18 protein-coding genes and 1 other RNA gene are annotated in these 19,853 nt (G+C 47.2%); 1 reads left to right on the plus strand and 18 read right to left on the minus strand.

All coding sequences use genetic code 11. The features are described from left to right. Positions 1-331 precede the first annotated feature (331 nt). The 14 genes from G3352_RS18770 to rpoE all read right to left on the minus strand — a co-directional run bounded on the left by G3352_RS18770 (position 332) and on the right by rpoE (position 13,823). The gene (locus tag G3352_RS18770) at positions 332-601 is read right to left on the minus strand and encodes a pro-sigmaK processing inhibitor BofA family protein (RefSeq protein WP_163758783.1); all 270 of its coding nucleotides are present in this window, start codon (positions 599-601) and stop codon (positions 332-334) included. A 38-nt stretch (positions 602-639) separates the two neighbouring features. Next, positions 640-912, minus strand: a complete 273-nt coding sequence (locus tag G3352_RS18775; protein WP_163758785.1) for a DUF2508 family protein — start codon at positions 910-912, stop codon at positions 640-642. 296 nt (positions 913-1,208) lie between these two features. Then, on the minus strand, positions 1,209-1,808 hold the full coding sequence (gene recR / locus G3352_RS18780; RefSeq protein ID WP_062329683.1) for a recombination mediator RecR: 600 nt from the start codon (positions 1,806-1,808) through the stop codon (positions 1,209-1,211). 34 nt (positions 1,809-1,842) lie between these two features. After that, positions 1,843-2,154 (minus strand): YbaB/EbfC family nucleoid-associated protein, encoded by a 312-nt coding sequence (locus tag G3352_RS18785; RefSeq protein WP_024628773.1) that lies wholly within the window; start codon positions 2,152-2,154, stop codon positions 1,843-1,845. Positions 2,155-2,202: 48 nt separating this feature from the next. Further along, entirely contained in the window at positions 2,203-3,963 is a 1,761-nt protein-coding gene (gene dnaX, locus G3352_RS18790; RefSeq protein ID WP_163758787.1) for a DNA polymerase III subunit gamma/tau, read from the minus strand. Positions 3,964-4,136: 173 nt separating this feature from the next. Next, positions 4,137-4,404: signal recognition particle sRNA large type (gene ffs, locus G3352_RS18795), an RNA gene on the minus strand. Positions 4,405-4,553: 149 nt separating this feature from the next. Further along, the gene (gene rpmE / locus G3352_RS18800; RefSeq protein WP_024628775.1) at positions 4,554-4,751 is read right to left on the minus strand and encodes a 50S ribosomal protein L31; all 198 of its coding nucleotides are present in this window, start codon (positions 4,749-4,751) and stop codon (positions 4,554-4,556) included. A gap of 103 nt (positions 4,752-4,854) precedes the next feature. Then, positions 4,855-6,129: a radical SAM family protein gene (locus tag G3352_RS18805; protein ID WP_163758790.1), complete on the minus strand. Its 1,275-nt coding sequence runs from the start codon at positions 6,127-6,129 to the stop codon at positions 4,855-4,857. Between the two features lie 99 nt (positions 6,130-6,228). Further along, the gene (gene rho, locus G3352_RS18810) at positions 6,229-7,554 is read right to left on the minus strand and encodes a transcription termination factor Rho (protein WP_076292185.1); all 1,326 of its coding nucleotides are present in this window, start codon (positions 7,552-7,554) and stop codon (positions 6,229-6,231) included. 469 nt (positions 7,555-8,023) lie between these two features. Further along, positions 8,024-9,277: a UDP-N-acetylglucosamine 1-carboxyvinyltransferase gene (locus G3352_RS18815; RefSeq protein ID WP_063567653.1), complete on the minus strand. Its 1,254-nt coding sequence runs from the start codon at positions 9,275-9,277 to the stop codon at positions 8,024-8,026. 149 nt (positions 9,278-9,426) lie between these two features. After that, entirely contained in the window at positions 9,427-10,281 is an 855-nt protein-coding gene (fba, locus tag G3352_RS18820) for a class II fructose-1,6-bisphosphate aldolase (protein ID WP_024628780.1), read from the minus strand. 260 nt (positions 10,282-10,541) lie between these two features. Then, positions 10,542-10,928 (minus strand): response regulator, encoded by a 387-nt coding sequence (locus tag G3352_RS18825; RefSeq protein ID WP_024628781.1) that lies wholly within the window; start codon positions 10,926-10,928, stop codon positions 10,542-10,544. Positions 10,929-11,150: 222 nt separating this feature from the next. Continuing rightward, the gene (locus G3352_RS18830) at positions 11,151-12,755 is read right to left on the minus strand and encodes a CTP synthase (protein WP_076292186.1); all 1,605 of its coding nucleotides are present in this window, start codon (positions 12,753-12,755) and stop codon (positions 11,151-11,153) included. A gap of 492 nt (positions 12,756-13,247) precedes the next feature. Beyond that, entirely contained in the window at positions 13,248-13,823 is a 576-nt protein-coding gene (rpoE, locus tag G3352_RS18835) for a DNA-directed RNA polymerase subunit delta (RefSeq protein WP_163758792.1), read from the minus strand. A gap of 462 nt (positions 13,824-14,285) precedes the next feature. Between rpoE and G3352_RS18840 the strand changes: the two genes are divergently transcribed. Further along, positions 14,286-15,440, plus strand: a complete 1,155-nt coding sequence (locus tag G3352_RS18840; protein WP_163758794.1) for a S8 family peptidase — start codon at positions 14,286-14,288, stop codon at positions 15,438-15,440. Between the two features lie 245 nt (positions 15,441-15,685). On the opposite strand, the gene argS is transcribed toward G3352_RS18840, so the two are convergent. The 4 genes from argS to G3352_RS18860 form a co-directional block, all read right to left on the minus strand. Next, a complete protein-coding gene (argS, locus tag G3352_RS18845; protein WP_163758796.1) occupies positions 15,686-17,365 on the minus strand; it encodes an arginine--tRNA ligase in 1,680 nt (559 codons plus the stop codon). Further along, positions 17,362-17,787 carry a YwiB family protein gene (locus G3352_RS18850; RefSeq protein WP_063567645.1) on the minus strand — a complete coding sequence of 142 codons (426 nt, stop codon included), beginning with the start codon at positions 17,785-17,787 and terminating at the stop codon, positions 17,362-17,364. Before G3352_RS18850 ends, argS begins: the two co-directional genes overlap by 4 nt. Before the next feature lie 265 nt (positions 17,788-18,052). After that, positions 18,053-18,274, minus strand: coding sequence for a DUF6171 family protein (locus tag G3352_RS18855; protein ID WP_345940778.1), 222 nt, complete (start codon positions 18,272-18,274; stop codon positions 18,053-18,055). Positions 18,275-18,350: 76 nt separating this feature from the next. Beyond that, positions 18,351-19,832 carry an alpha-N-arabinofuranosidase gene (locus G3352_RS18860; protein ID WP_163758800.1) on the minus strand — a complete coding sequence of 494 codons (1,482 nt, stop codon included), beginning with the start codon at positions 19,830-19,832 and terminating at the stop codon, positions 18,351-18,353. Between the last annotated feature and the right edge of the window lie 21 nt (positions 19,833-19,853).

A 19,853-nucleotide genomic window follows, 5' to 3' on the forward strand; every position in this document is an offset into this window, starting at 1 on the left:
TGAAACTGACGAGATTAAAAATCTCATTTGTGCTCCAGTCGATCCAAGCCAAGGCTTGTCTCTAACTTTCGCGTTCATTCTGCAAGCAGAATGTTTACTCACTCGTTGTTCAGTTTTCAAAGATCAAACTTGATAATTTTCTTGCTTTTTCGTCACCATTTTCTCTCAGCGGCGACTTTTATAATATACCATACTTCGTTTGTTTCAGTCAAGCTTTTTTTGAAATTCTTTTTTCGAGTTCTTATCGAACTCAATCATTTCGTCAAAAGCATTTAACCAAGCAAGCAAAGCAACGAGATATAATGTACCATATAAACATCGAAGGAGTCAACTACCCAAACAAAGAAATTTTCAAACCCAATAATAAACCAACACCCGGCAATCCCAGAATGCTTACAGTACCTATTGTGGCAGGGTTCAGTGGAATGTAAGTTCCGGTGATCCAACCTGAATAATTAACAACATATATCCCCACCGCAGCCAGTACGAGATGAATCCCGAATGATGTAAAAAAGGATAGCCCAATTCTTTTTCTAAATAAGATGATTACCAGCCCTAGCAACGACACAACAAGCACACTGCCTAATATAAGACTCTTCATACTCTCAACACCTCCATAATTGAATGTAATACCTCCACCTACATGCTCACTCCCCGATCACCTGTAACTGCCTTATTAATCCCTACGCGTTTAGCGCGCTTCAAATGAATCTGATATTTACGCTCCGCGGCCTCCAGCACATAGATCGCATAATCGATCTCATCCTGCCCCTGTGCCTCTTCAAACTGTCTAACAGCCCGTTCCCACTCCGCCTTGGCTTTCTGTATATCTGAATAAATCTGGTCCTCTTCCATCTCCTTTAAGATTCTTTCACGTTTCTCCACCGATCTTCCATTTCTCCATGTAAACATAAGCCATCCCCTTCCTGATCAGCACAGCATATTCTCATACATATCAGGGAAAGGACAAACTTAGAACTGAGCTAAACAATTTAATGAATCGTTATTTTAATCTCAACGATATTCTATGAATTTATAACCATACATCAGTAGAAACGAGAGACTTCACATTTAAGCAACGTTAGAAAGGGGATTAAAACAAAAAAAGAGAGCCTAGTAGGCTCTCTAAGTAATCCAAACTCATCTATTCTTTTCTTTTAGGAAAACAATCATTATAAACGCATGCTCTTATTAAGAAACACGCATTGCTATCTCATCTCCCTGCGCCCTTCCAGCGCCTTCGAAAGAGTCACTTCATCCGCATACTCCAGATCGCCCCCAACAGGCAGTCCATGGGCAATCCGAGTCACCGAGATCTCAAACGGACGGACCAGACGGGAAATATACATCGCCGTGGCCTCACCTTCGATATTCGGATTTGTAGCCAGAATCAGTTCTTTAACTCGCTCATCGCTCAAACGGGTCAAAAGTTCCTTCAGACGGATATCATCCGGACCTATTCCCTCCATAGGAGAGATTGCACCCTGCAGCACATGATAGTATCCGTCAAATTCCTTGGTACGCTCCATAGCCACTAAATCTTTGGAATCCTGAACTACACAGATTACCGAGACATCCCTGGATTTATCCTGACAGATCCGACACGGGTCAGTATCCGTAATATTACAACACACCGAACAGTAATGAAGATTCCGCTTCACACTGACAAGTGCTTTGGCAAAATCAATAACGTCATCTTCCTTCATGTTAAGCACATGAAAAGCTAGTCGCGCTGCAGTCTTGGGGCCAACACCCGGCAAACGGGTGAAGGCGTCAATCAGCTTCGCTATCGGTTCGGGATAATACAATCGATTGCGTCTCCTTTGATAGGATCAATTTTAATTAAAATAATCCCGGAATTTTCATGCCGCCTGTGAATTTACCCATATCCTGGTTCGCAATTTCATCAGCTTTGGTCATTGCGTCATTGACTGCTGTCATAACCAGATCCTGCAGCATTTCTACATCTTCTGGATCAACCGCTTCTGGCTTGATAGTGATAGCCAGCAATTTCTTATGACCGTTAACTTCAGCAGTTACAACACCGCCACCAGAAGTACCTTGGACTGTTTTGTCCGCCAGTTCCTCCTGTGCCTTCAGCATTTGCTCCTGCATTTTCTTCACTTGTTTCATCATTTGGTTCATGTTGTTCATGATTATTCATCTCCTTTGGTATAGTTATCGCGCCAAGCGCATGTATATCTATTCTTTGATCACTACAAGGTCCTCACCAAAGAGCTGGATGGCTTCATCAATCCAAGGCTGCTTGTTGCCTGAACCGCCGTCTTCATGCTCAGGTTCAAGCTTAAAGTCCTCCTTTGGCGTTTCAGTAGCTCCTTCCATCGCTCCAGTCCAATCTTTGAGCATCATCGTCACAAGACGTGCTGAACGTCCAAGCTGTTCAGACAGCACCCGTTCAATCACTTCGCGATTAGCCTGCTTCTCCGTAGTTTCACGGTGGATGTTGTTCTTAAACGCCACCAGAACATTGTCTTCCAGCAGCGATACCGGTTCACCATCCATAAACCAGGCGTGAACAGTTACTTTCTCTTCTTTGACGCGCTGCAGGATCTGCCCCCACTTCTTGCTAACCTCCGCAAACTCAGGAGATCCCTTACGTGCAACGTACTGATCAAGCTGTGCAGGCAGCTTCGCTGGCGAATTGCCTCTCGACACCGGAGCTCGTGTTGCAGGGCGTGAAGGAGCACTTGATGCAGCCTCCCCACCAGACAAACCGCCCTTAAGCGCGCGATCCAGCTTTTTCTCCAGTTCAGCAAGCTGTTGCTTCAGTCGGTTGATCTCCCCACCATCCGCTGGTGTGGTTACAGTAGGAGCCGCACCGACCGAACCCGCCACCTGACCCGATGACGCCCCTTGAGCAGGAATACTGCACAGTTTAAGAAGAGCTACTTCAAACAGCGTCTGAGGCTGAACTGCATATTTCATCTCACTCTGGTACCGGTTAAGGGTATCAATCATCTGGAACAGCTGTTCCTTGGTGAATGATTCCGCCATATCACGGAACGACTCGGGGTTAAGCACCCGATCCGTCAGTTTATCTGCATCCGGCACCATCTTAATCATAAGCAAATCACGGAAATAATAAAGCAAATTTTCCATGCACTTGTCCGCACTCTTACCTTCATGCATGAACCCTTCGATCATTTGCAAAATATGACCTACATCGCCTTTAAGCAGAGAAGCAGCCAACTTTGCAAACTGTTCGGAAGGAATGCCTCCGGTCATATCCATAACCTGCTGATAGGTTACCTTTCCATCTGTAAAGGAAGAGATCTGATCCAGGACACTAAGTGCGTCCCTCATCCCTCCGTCAGACAAGCGTGCGATATACTGGAGCGCATCCTGATCGGCTTCCATGCCTTCCTGTTCACAAATCAGCGTAAGTCGTGCTGTCTGTTCTTCCAGGGACACCCGGCGAAAATCAAATCGCTGACAGCGAGAAATAATCGTTGCCGGAAGACGATGGGGTTCTGTTGTTGCCAAAATAAACATCACATGTGGCGGAGGCTCTTCCAATGTTTTGAGTAGCGCATTAAATGCCTCTGTCGTCAGCATGTGCACTTCGTCAATAATATACACTTTCTGCCGGACTTCAGTCGGGGCGTATTTCACCTTTTCCCGAAGATCGCGGATTTCTTCAACGCCACGGTTGGATGCGGCATCAATTTCCTGCACATCCATCACAGCGCCAGTCGTAATCCTGCGGCAAGCTTCACATTCGTTACAAGGCTCAGGCGCAGGCCCGCGTTCGCAGTTTACAGCTTTGGCCAAAATCTTGGCGGCACTCGTCTTCCCTGTTCCTCTGGGCCCGCTAAACAAGTAGGCATGGGAAGTCCGCTGTTCACGAATCGCGTTCTGCAAGGTCTGAATAATATGCTGTTGTCCCACCATATCTTGAAACGACTGGGGACGCCAAGCCCGGTATAACGCGATATGCTCCATGATGCGTTACCTTCCTTCCACTTCGCATTCGAGTCCTTTGTCGTTCCCCCATTATACTATATTCCGGGGTGAATCCAAACTTTATCTGACTCATCGTGCGTGGTTTTTTTAGACATATCAAAAAGACCTCTGCATACATACAACTGCAAAGGTCTCTACATTTAAATGGTAAGCCGTGCACCTGCTATCGATATTTGCGATCCAAGCGGCACCCCTTAACAACAGCTCGGGCTAGGCGACCCTCCGGCACAAGAGTGATCTCACTTATGGCTGCTTCCTTCCGGACCTGACCAGGTTCATGAGTACTCATTGCGGAGGACCCAACCGTCAACACCACGTTAAGGGACCAAACCTCACATCGACAAAACCTCTAGCAGGAATTCAACCTCGCTGTAGCGGATTGCGAGTTACAGGGCACCGCTACCTCCCCATCTAGCACGGTAAGAAATAGTATAACTTAAGGTTGTCTAAATTGCAACCAGATCGAAACGGGTATCAATACAACCACATAAAAACAAATAAAAACCCCTGCCGGAACGGCAGAGGTGATTTGGATGTAATAGTCAGACAATCCCCAAGGAATTGCTGAATTAGATTCCGTATTTTTTCTTGAAACGATCAACACGGCCGCCAGCATCGATAAACTTCTGTTTACCTGTGAAGAACGGATGGCACGCGGAGCAAATCTCTACACGAAGTCCGTCTTTAACCGAACCAGTTTCAAAAGTATTCCCGCAAGCGCAAGATACTTGACCAATCGTGTATTTAGGATGAATTGCTGCTTTCATTACCTTTCACCTCTTTCCGCCCTGAGCCTCAAGCGGACCCAGAGTAAATGGCACAACATCGAAGATTATAACACGGCCTAATGCCGGTTGCAATCCATTATTGTCATGAGGTGATCAGACGTTTGGGACGTGCCATTCCAGCTGGGGGAACGTGCGTATAGGAGCCTATAACGACATCAGGCAGCTCTTCCTCAAAGATCTCAATCATTTGCTTCATGCCCAAAATATCACCTTGTGCTGGAGGAATCAATTCCAGATAGCTCTCCGGGTCTATATTAAGGTTACGCATTTGAATAAGACGCAAATCGGTTCTGCGAGCAAACTCAATCATCGCTTCAATCTCTTCCTCACGATCCGTTACTCCCGGGAAGATCAAATAGTTAATCGACGTATACACACCCTGGGAAGCAGCGTATTTCATCGATTTTTCTACATTGGCCAGTGTATATCCGCGAGGTTTGTAGTATGCATTATAGTGGTCATCCAGTGCGCTGATTGTACTTACACGCATTAGGTCAAGCCCTGCATCAACAATACCTCTCATGTGATCATTCAAACCAGCATTGGTATTAATGTTGATATATCCCATGTCAGTAACGGAACGCACTTCGCGGATGGCTTCAATAATCAATTTGGCCTGTGTGGAAGGCTCCCCTTCACAACCTTGACCAAAACTGATAATTGATTCCGGCGTTTTCAAGTGCTCCAGCATTACTTCAACGATTTCGTCCACACGCGGACGGAAATTCATCCGGGTCTGTGGGGAAACGAAGCCACTATCATCCGGTTGCTCGGAAATACATCCGAAACAGCCTGCGTTGCAAGAATAGGATACTGGAACTCCGCCTTCCCAACGATTCAGGAAGGTATTGGATGAAGTCAGACATTCATATCCGAGTGCACAATTGGACAAATGGGTATAGAGACGATTTTCGGGATATTGCTTCGTTAAACGTTTAACACCCGCACGTACGTCATCCCGATCACAGTTCAGCGGATTCCATTGATCTGGATGATCCGACATCCGGGCAGTGACGTAAAACTGACCATCTTTCCACACAACAGCCGAGTAACCGAACAAAGGCAGTTTGTACTCCTTATCGGTTTTTACATACCCCGGCAGACACAACCGAGTGAATCCTTGCGGAAGCAAAGCCCCAACCGCCTGTGTATCACTAGGCATTGGCAGCATTTCGCCAGTCTCCGGGTCCATACCAATCGGACGTGTACTCGGCAGTCCAACCAGCGTTGCACCTTCCGGTAAAGGAATCAGCTCATCCTCCATAATTTCAACGATCATATCTCCACTGCGGGCCAGCCCGTACAGGGATGGGTGATCAAATACATTACCTTTTTCATCTGCGTATACTAAATACATGATGTTCTCCTCACATCTAATGGGTTAAAGCCAAACGACGAGTATATTGTTAATCCAGCAGCAACGCTGCAAAATTCGAGTTAAATCAAAGATGTAAATCTAGGTGGTTGTACCGGACGCCGCAGTCTGTCTTGGCGAGCGCCGAGTCGTAGTCGATCCGGAGTTGCTGGTCGGACTGCTGCCAGCTGTATCAAACGCCGCTAGAAACTCAGCATTCGTTTTGCTATTACGCAGTTTCTTCAAGAATCCTTCGACAAAGTCGTGGGAATCGTTCATGTTTTTACGAATCGCCCAGATTGTATCAAGTTCTTCCTTGCTCAGCAACACTTCTTCGCGACGTGTACCGGAACGACGAATGTCGATAGCCGGGAAAATACGACGCTCGGCCAGCTTACGATCCAGATGAAGCTCCATATTGCCCGTACCTTTAAACTCTTCATAAATGATATCATCCATACGTGATCCCGTATCAATCAATGCTGTAGCCAGGATCGTCAGGCTTCCGCCTTCTTCCACATTCCGTGCAGAACCGAAGAAACGTTTCGGACGATGGAATGCTGCTGGGTCAATACCGCCACTAAGTGTCCGTCCGGACGGTGGGATGACCAGGTTGTATGCACGAGCAAGACGCGTAATGCTATCCAGCAAAATAACCACATCTTTTTTCGCTTCAACCAGACGAAGCGCACGTTCCAGTACCAATTCCGCAACTTTGATATGGTTTTCTGGCAGCTCATCGAACGTAGAAGCCACAACTTCCCCTTTAACCGAACGCGACATATCCGTAACTTCTTCCGGACGTTCATCAATCAACAGGACAAATAGTTCAATTTCTGGGTTGTTGGTTGAGATGCTGTTGGCGATTTCTTTGAGGAGTAGTGTTTTACCCGCTTTGGGAGGTGCTACGATCAATCCGCGCTGTCCCAGTCCTACCGGGGCGAGCACATCCATAATGCGTGTGGACAAATGGTTGGGGGATGTTTCGAGAACCAGTTTCTTCTGCGGGTACAATGGGGTTAATGCCGGGAAGTGAAGTCTTTCCGCAGCTGCCGATGGATTCTCACCATTTACAGCGTTGACTTGCAGCAAACCGAAGTATCGCTCGTTTTCTTTAGGTGTTCTACACTTACCTGATACGAGGTCACCTGTTCTTAGGTCAAACTTGCGAATCTGAGAGGCTGAAATGTAGATGTCTTCCGTACTTGGCAGGTAATTGATCGGACGAAGGAATCCGTAACCTTCAGGTAGAATTTCGAGCACACCCTGCATGAACATCAATCCACTCTGTTCAGCTTGTGCACGTAATATGGCGAAGATCAATTCTTTCTTTTTCAAAGTGCCGTAGTAGGGGATTTGATATTTTTTGGCCAGTTTGTAAAGGTCCGTTAGTTTCATTTCTTCCAAATCGGAAATTTGTAGATCCATATAATAACCACCTATTCAATTAATAAGTCCGTGAAATGGATAGTTTCGCTTGATGTTCCGGCTATAAGAGCAGCATCGTTCTGCATTTCTCTTCTGTCCATTGTACGGAATGTAACCGTTATAATGCAAATACTTGTCTTTGAGTGTAAGTTTCCGGGCGGGATAGCCAACTTTCGGCAAGATCCGTTAGTGAGTGAACACGAATACATGAGGCGTTCGATCCGGGCAGACCGGCTATGGAGCGCAGTTCAAACAAAACCGGGGTTTGGGGAAAAGGAAATGATGTTCTTAAAGCCATATGAAGTCTGACTCAAAAAAAGACCCTCCGGTAAAGGAAACAGGAACATTTCGTCTTATCCCGGAGAGACTGAGAACTCTATTAAAACAGGTTTACCCAATTACTGAAAGGATATGCAGTTCTGTTAAAATAATCACTTTATTGCCGTGAAAATCGTCATGCAATACAGAATTAATCGGTTTCTCGCCACACATCTGCACCTAGCAGACGCAGATTGGTTACTAGATGATCGTACCCGCGATCAATAAACTCCACGCCTGTCACTTCGGTCACACCTTCACTGACGGTGAGACCTGCGATCACCAGCGCTGCACCAGCGCGAAGATCGGACGCTTTTACCTTGGCCGCATTCAATGCACTGCCTTCAATAATAGCTGAACGCCCTTCCACACGGATTTTTGCGCCCATGCGTACCAACTCAGGAACGTGCTTGAATCGATTGCTATATACAAAGTCGCTCAGGACACTCACACCCGTTGCCTGTGTCAACACACTGGTCATCGGGGACTGCAAATCCGTAGGAAAACCGGGATATACGAGCGCCTTAACGTCTACATGATTGTAGCTTGGTTTGCCAATGACACGAATACTTTCATCCAGCTCTTCAATGCCAACGCCCATCTCCAGTAACTTTGCCGTCAAAGCCTCCAGATGTTTGGGAATGACATTGTCAATCAGAACGTCGCCACGCGTCGCAGCCGCAGCGATCATATACGTACCTGCTTGTATACGGTCCGGAATGATAGAATGACGGCAACCCTTAAGCTCCGACACACCTTCAATACGGATCGTTTCGGTACCGGCACCTTTGATGCTGGCACCCATTGAATTCAAAAGTGTTGCTACATCTATAATCTCAGGCTCTTTAGCCGCGTTTTCGATAATTGTAGAGCCTTTGGCACGAGTAGCCGCCAGCATGATGTTAATGGTTGCACCTACACTGCTTACATCAAGATAAATCTTTGCTCCGCGCAGCTCTTTGGCATGCAAATGAATGGAGCCATGTTCGTTCGTTACGGTTGCGCCAAGCGCTTCAAACCCTTTGATATGTTGATCAATCGGACGAGGCTCAAAGTTGCAGCCCCCGGGTAAACCAATGGTTGCTTCTTTAAAACGCCCAAGCAGTGCCCCCATCATATAATACGAAGCACGAAGCTTCTTCACAGGACCATTCGGCATGGGAATAGATTTAATATCGGAAGGATCGATCTTCATCTGACTGCCTTCCCAGTGTACACGAGCTCCGAGTTCCTCCAAAATTTCTGCATAAACCGCCACATCACTCAAAAGCGGCAGGTTGTCCAGCACGACTTCTGACTCGGCAAGCAATGCTGCAGGAATAAGCGCGATGGCGCTGTTCTTGGCGCCGCTTATAGTTACAGTTCCCTGTAACGGACGTCCGCCACTAATCATCAATTTTTCCATAAAGCTTAATGTCCCCCTACGTGTTTTGCAGCCGGTTAACGGCAATACGTGCTGTTGGCTTTCGATGTAGAAATAAGGCGTGAAAATGGAAAGACACCGGCTAGGCGGTGTTCTTTCCACTTACACTGTATGGAACTGGTAATGAAAAATTACGCTTTGTTGTTGGAACCAAACTCGCGAATTTTACCTTTAACGGTTTCTTTGATTGCATCACGGCCTGGTACGATGAATGTACGTGGATCGTAAGCATCTGGTTTAGCTGCAAGCACTTCGCGAACCACTTTGGAGAACGAAATTTGGTTCTCAGTGTTCACGTTGATTTTGGAAGTTCCCAGGGAAATCGCTTTGTCGATATCATGTTTAGGGATACCTGTACCACCATGCAATACCAATGGAACGTTAACTGCATCGCGAACTTCTTCCATTTCTTTGAAGCCCAAGTTAGGCTCGCCATGGTAAGGACCGTGTACGGAACCAAGAGCTGGAGCCAATGTGTCGATACCTGTTTCTTTAACGATACGTACACACTCGTTCAGGTCAGCGTACATGATACCACCGATAACGTCGTCTTCTTGTCCACCAACAGTACCTACTTCGGCTTCTACAGAAACGCCTTTAGCGTGTGCATATTCAACAACTTTTTTAGTCATTTCGATGTTTTCATCGATGGAGTGGTGGGAACCGTCGATCATTACGGATGTAAATCCAGCATCGATCGCTTCTTTACACTTATCAAAGCTGGAACCGTGATCCAGGTGAATAGCAACTGGAACAGTGATTTTCATGTCGTGAATGAGTCCTTCTACCATTTTAACTACTGTGTAGAAACCGCTCATGTGACGCGCTGCGCCTTCGGATACGCCCAAGATTACTGGGGATTTCTCTTCTTCAGCAGCAGCAAGAATCGCTTGAGTCCACTCAAGGTTATTGATGTTGTATTGACCAACTGCATATTTTCCTTCGAGTGCTTTGTTCAACATGTCTGTCATAGATACTAATGGCATGGTTTCAATCCTCCTAGGGGTGTTGGGTTGTGTCTATGGTTTTTAGCCGAAATCACATACGGGCTTATTATACCACATCCCATGTCAAATACTAAACAAGCATTTGCAAAAATGCTGTGCTTTGCAGCACAGTTTTCATAGACACAGCATGACGACGCCCCCATTTCCAATATTCCCCGGATGCTTGACCGAAATACCCTGCATACCCACCCGTTAACTCTTAGAGCTTCACACGCAAAAAAATCCTGTATCTACAGGATTCAGCTGCACTTATTCGCAGTATCATTTCGAAGCTGCATATTGACTGCCACACGCATTTCATCGATATCAAACGGTTTCGTAAAGTGCATGAGCGCTCCAAGATCCGTAGCTTCTTTGATCATGTCCAGTTCACCATAGGCCGTCATCATGATGACTTTGATATCCGGATCAATTTCCTTAATATGTTTCAGAATTTCCAGGCCATCCATGCCAGGAATCTTCATATCAAGCAGCACAAGATCAGGTTTGTCATTATTTACTATCTCCAGGGCGATCTTCCCATTAGGCGCTTGGAACGTATTATATCCTTCGCTGCTGAACACTTCCATTAACAGGATTCGAATACCGTTTTGATCATCAACAATCAACACTTTTTTATTTTCCACTGAGTAACCTCCTAGAATTAGGAAAGCATGTACGTCTGAATCTGGATAACAATCCCATAGTCGTCATGATAAGTATTCTACCTTACCCATTGAAATCCTGCTTACATCCCAAAATGCCAAAAACCATTTTCACTTAACTTTACCCACTAAAAAAGGATGCCCCCGGCACCCTTATCGGCCGCCAAGAACATCCATTTATTTATAACTTAATGATCAACACTCTTATTTTCCAGCGCTCTCCAGAGAAGCTTTTACAAACTCACGGAACAACGGCTGCGGACGGTTCGGACGGGAAGTGAATTCCGGGTGGAATTGTACTGCCAAGAACCATGGGTGTCCTGGAAGCTCCACGATCTCAACCAGACGTCCATCCGGGGATGTACCCGAGATAACCAAACCGGCTTTTTCAATCGCTTCACGGTATTCATTGTTGAACTCGTACCGGTGACGGTGTCTCTCATAGACCAGTTCATCATCATAACAAGACATTGCCAAGGAACCTTCCTGAAGCTTACAAGGATACAGACCCAGACGCATTGTACCACCCAGGTTTTCGATATCTTTTTGTTCAGGCAACAGGTCGATTACCGGGAACTCTGTAGCTGGATTAATCTCGGAGCTGTTCGCTCCAGTCAAACCAACGATGGAACGTGCATATTCAATAACGGAAACCTGCATACCCAAGCAAATACCGAAGAACGGAATTTGTTTCTCACGGGCATAACGAATCGCCGATACTTTACCTTCAATACCCCGATCACCAAATCCGCCTGGTACGAGGATCCCGCCTACGCCGTTCAGCAGATCGCCCACATTCTCATCCGTGATATCTTCGGAATGAATCCAGCGGATCTTCACATCAGCATTGGATGCAAATCCTGCATGAGACAAGGATTCAACAACACTCAAATAAGCATCATGCAAAGCTACATATTTACCTACAATGGCAATCTCCACTGTATGCTTCAGCTTGTTGATACGGTCAACCAGCCCTTCCCACTCGCTCATATCCGGTGCAGGAGTAGTCAGCTTGAGGTGGTTTACGACGATCTCATCCAAACCTTCTTCACGCAGGTTCAAAGGCACTTGATACAATGTGTCTGCATCACGGCATTCCACCACGGCATTTTCATCAATGTCACAGAAGAGAGCGATTTTAGCTTTCATGTCTTTGGACAGCTCATACTCTGTACGGCATACAATGACGTTCGGTTGAATTCCGATACTGCGCAATTCCTTCACACTGTGCTGCGTTGGTTTAGTTTTCACTTCGCCGGCAGCCTTGATGTAAGGAATAAGTGTTACATGGATGTACATGACGTTGTCACGACCTACATCACTCTTGATTTGACGAATAGCTTCCAGGAACGGCAAGCTCTCGATGTCACCCACCGTACCGCCGATCTCCGTAATAACAACATCCGAACCCGCTTCACGTCCTGCGCGGAATACGCGCTCTTTGATCTCGTTCGTAATGTGTGGAATGACTTGTACCGTTCCGCCCAGATATTCCCCGCGCCGCTCTTTGCTGATGACGGAGGAGTATACTTTACCAGTCGTGACGTTGCTGTTTTTGGAGAGGTTGATGTCAATAAAACGTTCGTAGTGGCCAAGGTCAAGATCCGTTTCCGCGCCATCATCCGTTACAAAAACCTCACCATGCTGATAAGGACTCATTGTTCCCGGGTCGATATTGATGTATGGATCAAATTTTTGAATGGTTACCTTCAACCCTCTGTTTTTCAGCAATCTGCCCAGCGAGGCAGCCGTTATCCCTTTGCCCAGGGAGGACACAACTCCGCCCGTCACGAAAATATACTTTGTCACTATTATTACCCTCCTAATATAAGTACAGAAATTCAGGCGATATATGGTATTATCGTAACCCGTTTCCCAGGTAATCATCGTTAAAAAGAGCAATGGCAGAAATTCCCTGCATCTGCGAACTGCTCTTTCATGCGAAGACCATGTGTAAACAACGTTGTTCTACAGCGTAGAATGGTGCAAACCTTCCGAGAGCCAACTACCGAGCCTGTCCCTAAATAGATATCATTACATCGATCCATTTGGTGTTTTGGATATACAAAAATAGACCACGGATTGTTGGCCGGGAGCATGCGGAATTCAAATCATTTTGCAAAATTCTGCCTCTAAAAATACAAAAAAAGTACTCCCGCAGGACGGGGCACTTTTTATAAAAAACATAAATATTTTGTCGCTCATTCATAAGCCCATGCAATAGTTTACCCGTTACCCCGTCTGCTGTCAAGGCTGACTATGCGGGGAAAACGGGTAAACTATCGACATCAAAAATGACTGCTACTTATCGGAATCGTCGTCAAATTCACCCTCGTCTTCGGACTCTTCTTCATCGTCTTCATCGAGGTCTTCCTCTTCCAATTCGTCATCTTCAACTAGAACTTCTTCATCGCCATCTTCTTCGTCAAAGATGTCGTCTTCGTCATCATCATCGTCATCATCATCTTCGTCCTGATCATCGTCAGAATTATCGAAGTCTTCGTCGCTGTTATAGCTGTCTTCCTCTTCCCCGAAGTCCTCATCTTCCAGATCATCGTCTTCATCGTTGATGATGCGCGGACGCTTCGCACCCGTCATGGTATCTTCCGATCCAGCTACCGGATACCAGCGCTTCAAGCCCCACAGACTTGTACCGACGCAAGCAAAACGGCCATCGATATTAATCTCGGTATATAGCTGGGCGATAAACTCGTTGATTTCTTCATCAGTCATTCCGCGCTGTTTAGCTACCTCATTCATCAAATCACGGTAGTAATACGGCGTATTGGCCGCTTTCAGCACCATAAAGGCGAGGTCCACCAAAGGAATCTCTCTGACCTTTTCTTTATCAATTTTCAAATTGAGCGAGGTACTCACTGACAGACACTTCCTCTCACACAAAATTCACTTTATATCCCTACGAACTGGAACGTTACGTATAACATATCCATTAACAAACCTAAGTAAAACCTATTTAGCCTCAAAAAGCAAGTTTTTATGTATGGATGTCTCATAATTCCAAGAAGCAACTTCAAACGAGCAATGTACAGACCCGTAAGAGACATCTAACTCGCGGGCATATCGTCCTTTGTGCAAAAAAGCATCGTCATATAAAAAAGACGGAGTCCCCTCCGCCTTCTGACTGTATACCCTTGAAGGATCGCTCCTCACCAGGGTCCCCGCAAGAGCCCTCTAGCCCTCCATCCATCATATGTCCCTGCGCCCGTTTTGACACGAAGAGAATGTGTTTTTGTAAAAAAAGGGCAGGTTCCCCATGCGGCGGGATCAATGCATTCATAGAATACCTCAGCATGTTCATCCCGAAGGGGGCTGCCCATTATGGACTATACTGGTTTTCTACATCAATTGGTTGAAGGAATGCAACGTCCCGAACCAGAACAGGGGCGGCGGTACCTGATCCGGTTCGCCAAACCGAAGCAATATGAAGCCTGCCTCGTGGAACTGTCGCGGATGAGGAATGAATTTACGGATCTTGGTATGGTACGCTCCTCCCGGCTGGCCCGCTCCATTATCGCCCCGGTGCATGACCCAGAAGAATTATCTCGCTACAGCGATGAGATTACGGTAGAAGAAGATGTATCTATCTCACTGCATGCCACCGCGCTTCATAGTAAACCGAGCAGTGCTCAGGGCATACCTTGGGGTGTCAAACAGATTCATGCTCCCAAAGTATGGTCCGTATCCACAGGACATCGAATCAAAATCGGCGTGATCGACACAGGTGCCGATTATCAACACCCCGATCTTCGCTATTCGCTGGCACGCGGAATCAATCTGTTAAACCGCAGTCTGCTTCCTCATGATGATAACGGTCACGGCACGCATATTGCCGGAACCATTGCCGCAGCCAATAGTACGGCAGGTATGATTGGCGTAGCTCCTCGCTCCCTGATCTATCCGGTGAAGGCATTCGACCATAATGGTTCGGCTTTCGTGTCAGACATTGTGCTTGGCATCGATTGGTGTGTTCGCAATCGGGTCGATATTATCAATATGAGCTTTGGCATGAAAACGCGTAGCAAAGCATTGCTTGATGTCGTGAACCGTGCCTATCAGGCCGGGATTGTCATAGTTGCATCGTCAGGAAATGACGGCAAACGCCGCAGCATTGATTATCCGGCACGTTATCCGCAAACGATATCGGTTGGGGCAACTGACAAAAACCGGCGTATTGCCTCGTTCAGTAACCGAGGTGCATACGTCGATGTATATGCGCCAGGGGACAAAATTGTTTCATCCTGGGTGCAAGGCAAGCACCATGAGATGAGCGGCACCTCCATGGCGACGTCGCACGTCAGTGGCGCCATAGCGCTCTTGCTTGCGAAGCATCCCGGCCTATCGCCAGCCGAGATCAAAACGCTCGTGAAGCGCGCAACCGTTCCGCTGCGCGCACGCAAGACCACCACCGCGAAGAGCAAAATACGCGGTGGAGAGATTGACGCCCTCAAGCTAATGAAGGAGTGCGGAGGGTAAAGTACATCGCCTGCCGCAGGGAGCCGTTCCGTGAAGCATCGCTAAGCGCAGCACTGCTGCGTGATGTGATGCTTCACGGTGTTGCCCACGACGGCAGGCGGCGCTGGCTCTAGGTGCCTCGGGGCCGTATGAACTCGGCCGCGGACACAGCAAAAAAGTCTCCATGTCCACGCTGCATTGCAGGCGTGATGCATGGAGACTTTTTGTCAAAGCCACAGGGCGGTTGTGCACCGCCAGGGCTTGAATTACATTTTGTCCGGTGCGGATACGCCCACCAGACGAAGCGCTGTTGCGATGACGGTGCGTACAGCACCGATCAGCGCCAGACGCGCCTGGGTTTGTCCCGCGTCTTCCGTAATGACGCGCTCTGCACGATAGTAACTGTGGAACAGGGATGCCAGTTCATATACATAACGAACAATACGATGCGGCGCATATCCCGTAGCGGCAGTCGCGATTTCTTCAGGCAGTTCACCCATTTTGCGAAGAAGGTCATATTCATGTTCCGTGGTCAGCTTCGAAAGGTCGATCTGTGACAATGGCAACAGTTCAATGCCTTGTTCTTCTGCCTGACGGTATACGCTGCATACCCGAGCGTGAGCGTATTGTACATAGAATACAGGGTTTTCATTGGACGTCGAAATCGCAAGGTCCATGTCGAAGTCCAGATGAGAATCCATGCTGCGCATGGTAAAGAAGTAACGAATGGCGTCAATGCCTACTTCGTCCATCAGATCCTCCATCGTTACCGCCTTGCCGGTACGCTTGGACATCTTCACTTTCTCGCCGTTCTGGAACAAGCTCACCATCTGTGCAATCAGCACGACCAATTTCTCAGGATCATTGCCCAGTGCTTGCATGGCCGCTTTCATCCGTGGAATGTAACCATGGTGGTCTGCTCCCCAGATGTTAATCATCGTGTCGTATCCACGCGCATATTTATCACGGTGATAAGCAATGTCCGGTGTAAGGTACGTGTACGTACCGTCATTTTTGATCAAAACACGCTCTTTATCGTCACCATACTGCATGGTTTTCAACCAAGTTGCTCCGTCTTGCTCATAGATTTCGTTACGATCACGCAATTCGTCAAGTACACGCAACACTTCTCCGTTATCATACAGTGATGTTTCGCTGAACCAGATGTCGAAATTGACACGGAAGCGATTCAAGTCACGTTTGATCTTGTCCAGTTCTTTCTCCAAACCGAAGTCGCGGAAGTAAGCTGCACGGTCACCTGGATGCATGGACAGCAAAGAATCACCTTTCTCAGCCACTAGCTCCTTGGCAAACCCTTTGATATCCTCACCGTGATAACCGTCTTCCGGCATCTCTGCGTCTTGGCCCAGTTCCTGCAAATAGCGAGCTTCAATGGAACGAGACAGATTAAATACCTGATTACCCGCGTCATTAATGTAGTATTCACGTGTTACATCATATCCGGCATAGTCGAGGATGTTGCAAAGCGCATCACCCACAGCCGCTCCACGCGCATGGCCCAGATGCAGACTGCCTGTCGGGTTGGCACTGACAAACTCCATCTCGACCTTGCGCCCTTCACCAACATTGATTCTTCCATAATTCTCACCCTGCTCGTGCACAAGCCCCAGCACAGGATAGAGATAACTCTTGTCCAACTTAAAGTTAATGAATCCCGGTCCAGCAATCTCCGCTTTCTCGATTCCAGCTTCAGCCAGGTTGAGATTGGCAATAATCTCTTCTGCAATCTGGCGTGGATTGCGCTTGGCAATCTTGGTCAGTTGCATAGCGGCATTGGTCGCCAAATCGCCGTGTGTTTTCTCGCGTGGTACTTCAAGGGTGATGGTCGGTAGATTCTCCTGCGCAACAATGCCAGCAGTCACAATGGCATTGCCGATGGCTGTACTTACCCGTTCGTTAATCGTATCTAATGGATTACGTGTCATGAAATTGGTTCCTCCTGTATATGCAAACTAATCGCGAAATGTCCGGATTCTTCGTCAAAGCGGTAAAAGTCGTAGCTCCACGCTGCGCGTGCGCTCAATCCCTGAATGGAAAGTTCCAGCTCCTGTGTATGCGTGGACAAGGCAAACGACATATACGGCGAGCGGTAAAAACCAGGGAGCTTGCGGTTTAACTCAAATGTTTGCTCCGATTCCACCTCGCCGTGACGTATAATCTTGATGGATTGTCCGCCCAGCTTCAATGTTGTTCGAGTAATACCGCCCTCGGGGCCAGCCTGTGGCTCTTCATAACGAACATAGAGCACAGATCCCTTCAATACGGCTTCACCCTGCATTTCCTGCAGTACATCTTCACCTTCATAACGGCTGTGCAGCCGGATCTGAACCGGTCGCATGTTCGACATGAATGTTAACCTCCATTATATTCGAGGCGACGCAAAATCAGGCACGGCCGGTGAGAACAGCCCTTCCTGTATTGTTGTGCCGCTATACGCGCTCATATTCCCGGATAGCTCGCTATCCTACACTCTACTGTATAACTATATCCAGTTCACCCGCTCAATTCAAATCCAAATTCAGAGTTTTTGCCCATCAGCACCAAAAAAAGCAGAGCTACACCTGTAAAGTGCAGCTCTGCCTTGCTTCATTAATAAAGAAATACATTCTGGATCAGGTCCATCGCGGCTCATATGGAAACGGACAGGTCGACTCTACCAGCTTGGCGCGCACCTGTACGAGACAACCACAATAACGGCAGGTTGTACCGTATTGTAACCCTGGACAATCAGCGCAGATGGATAAACGCCGCTCATATTCAGCATCCTCGACGGCCGGACGTGAGCTTGAGGCCAGCTCCACGAGCCTGGCCATCTTGGCTTCACTAATCTTCACATCATATTGATCATTACATCCCTTGCATGGTTCCCGTTTCCCAGCACTTCTACTCTGCACAGATGAATCCATCTGTTCATTCCTTTATACCGACCACACCAACAGAAGCCGGAGGCAGTACAAAACGCAGTTTGTTATTTTCGAGTGTAATACCCTTCCATTCCGCAGGTTGAACCTGATCCGGCTGTTCAAATGTGTTGAATGCACTATAATCTGCGTGATGCAGAATTCGTCCCGATACAGCAGAAGCGTCCGTTGATTCAATCTGACAAACCACTTCAAGCTCATCCGTATGACTAAGGTTACACGCCGTCACATGAATAACGCCTTCATTGCTGCGAGAAGCCGACAAACTCAGTTGAGGAATGGTCTCTTCTCCGAAAGTGTATTCAGGGCTCTCGTAATTCAGTTCCAACCGTTGCGCGTCCATGTGCACCTGATACATATCAAACACATGATATGTAGGCGTAAGCAGCATCTTCTCTCCTTCTGTCAAAACCAACGCCTGGAGCACATTAACGATCTGGGCCAGATTAGCCATATGCACTCTTTTATTATGTTGGTTAAAAATATTCAGATTGATCCCGGCAAGTACAGCATCACGCATCGTATTTTGTTGATACAGGAACCCTGGATTCGTACCTGGCTCAACGTTATACCACGTTCCCCACTCATCCACGATAATACCAACTCTGCCCTCAGGATCATATTTGTCCATGATCTCGGAGTGCTTCACAAGTAACTCTTCCATATATAGCGTCTTTTTCAAGGTGGTGAACCATTCAGCTTCTCCGAAACCTGTAGCTTGACCTTTATCTGCCCACTCACCTGTTGGAATGGTGTAATAATGCAGGCTGATTCCATCCATAAAACGACCGGCCTCCCGCATTAACACCTCCATCCAGTGATAGTTGTTGTCATTGGGGCCGCAGGCGATTTTATAAATTTCATTTCCAGAATAATTGCGTACATATGTAGCATAACGACGATATTCATCTGCGTAGTATTCCGGACGCATATTACCGCCGCAACCCCAGTTCTCGTTCCCCACACCAAAGTATTTCAGCTTCCATGGCTCTTCACGGCCGTTACTCTTCCGCCAGTTCGCCATCGGTGATTCCCCATCAAACGTGATGTACTCCACCCATTCCTGCATCTCCTGCACTGTACCGCTCCCCAGATTGCCACTGATATATGGCTGCGTATCAAGTAGCTCACATAGTCTCAGGAATTCATGGGTACCAAAATGATTGTTCTCTTCTACCCCGCCCCAGTGCGTATTGATCATCCGGGCGCGCTCACTTTTTGGACCTACGCCATCTTTCCAGTGGTATTCGTCGGCAAAACAACCTCCAGGCCAGCGAAGTACGGGAATATGAAGTTTTTGCAGTGCAGTAAGCACATCATTTCGGATACCTTCTGTATTGGGAATGGGTGAGTCCTCCCCCACCCAAATGCCTTCATAGATGCAGCGTCCCAGATGCTCTGAGAAATGACCATATATATTGCGATTTATTAATCCTTGTTCCGAATCAGCCTTTAAAATAACATCAACCATAATTTCAACCTCCCAAAAAGT

Source organism: Paenibacillus sp. ALJ109b (assembly GCF_010747435.1).
In the GTDB taxonomy this organism is placed as follows: Bacteria; Bacillota; Bacilli; order Paenibacillales; family Paenibacillaceae; genus Paenibacillus; species Paenibacillus taichungensis.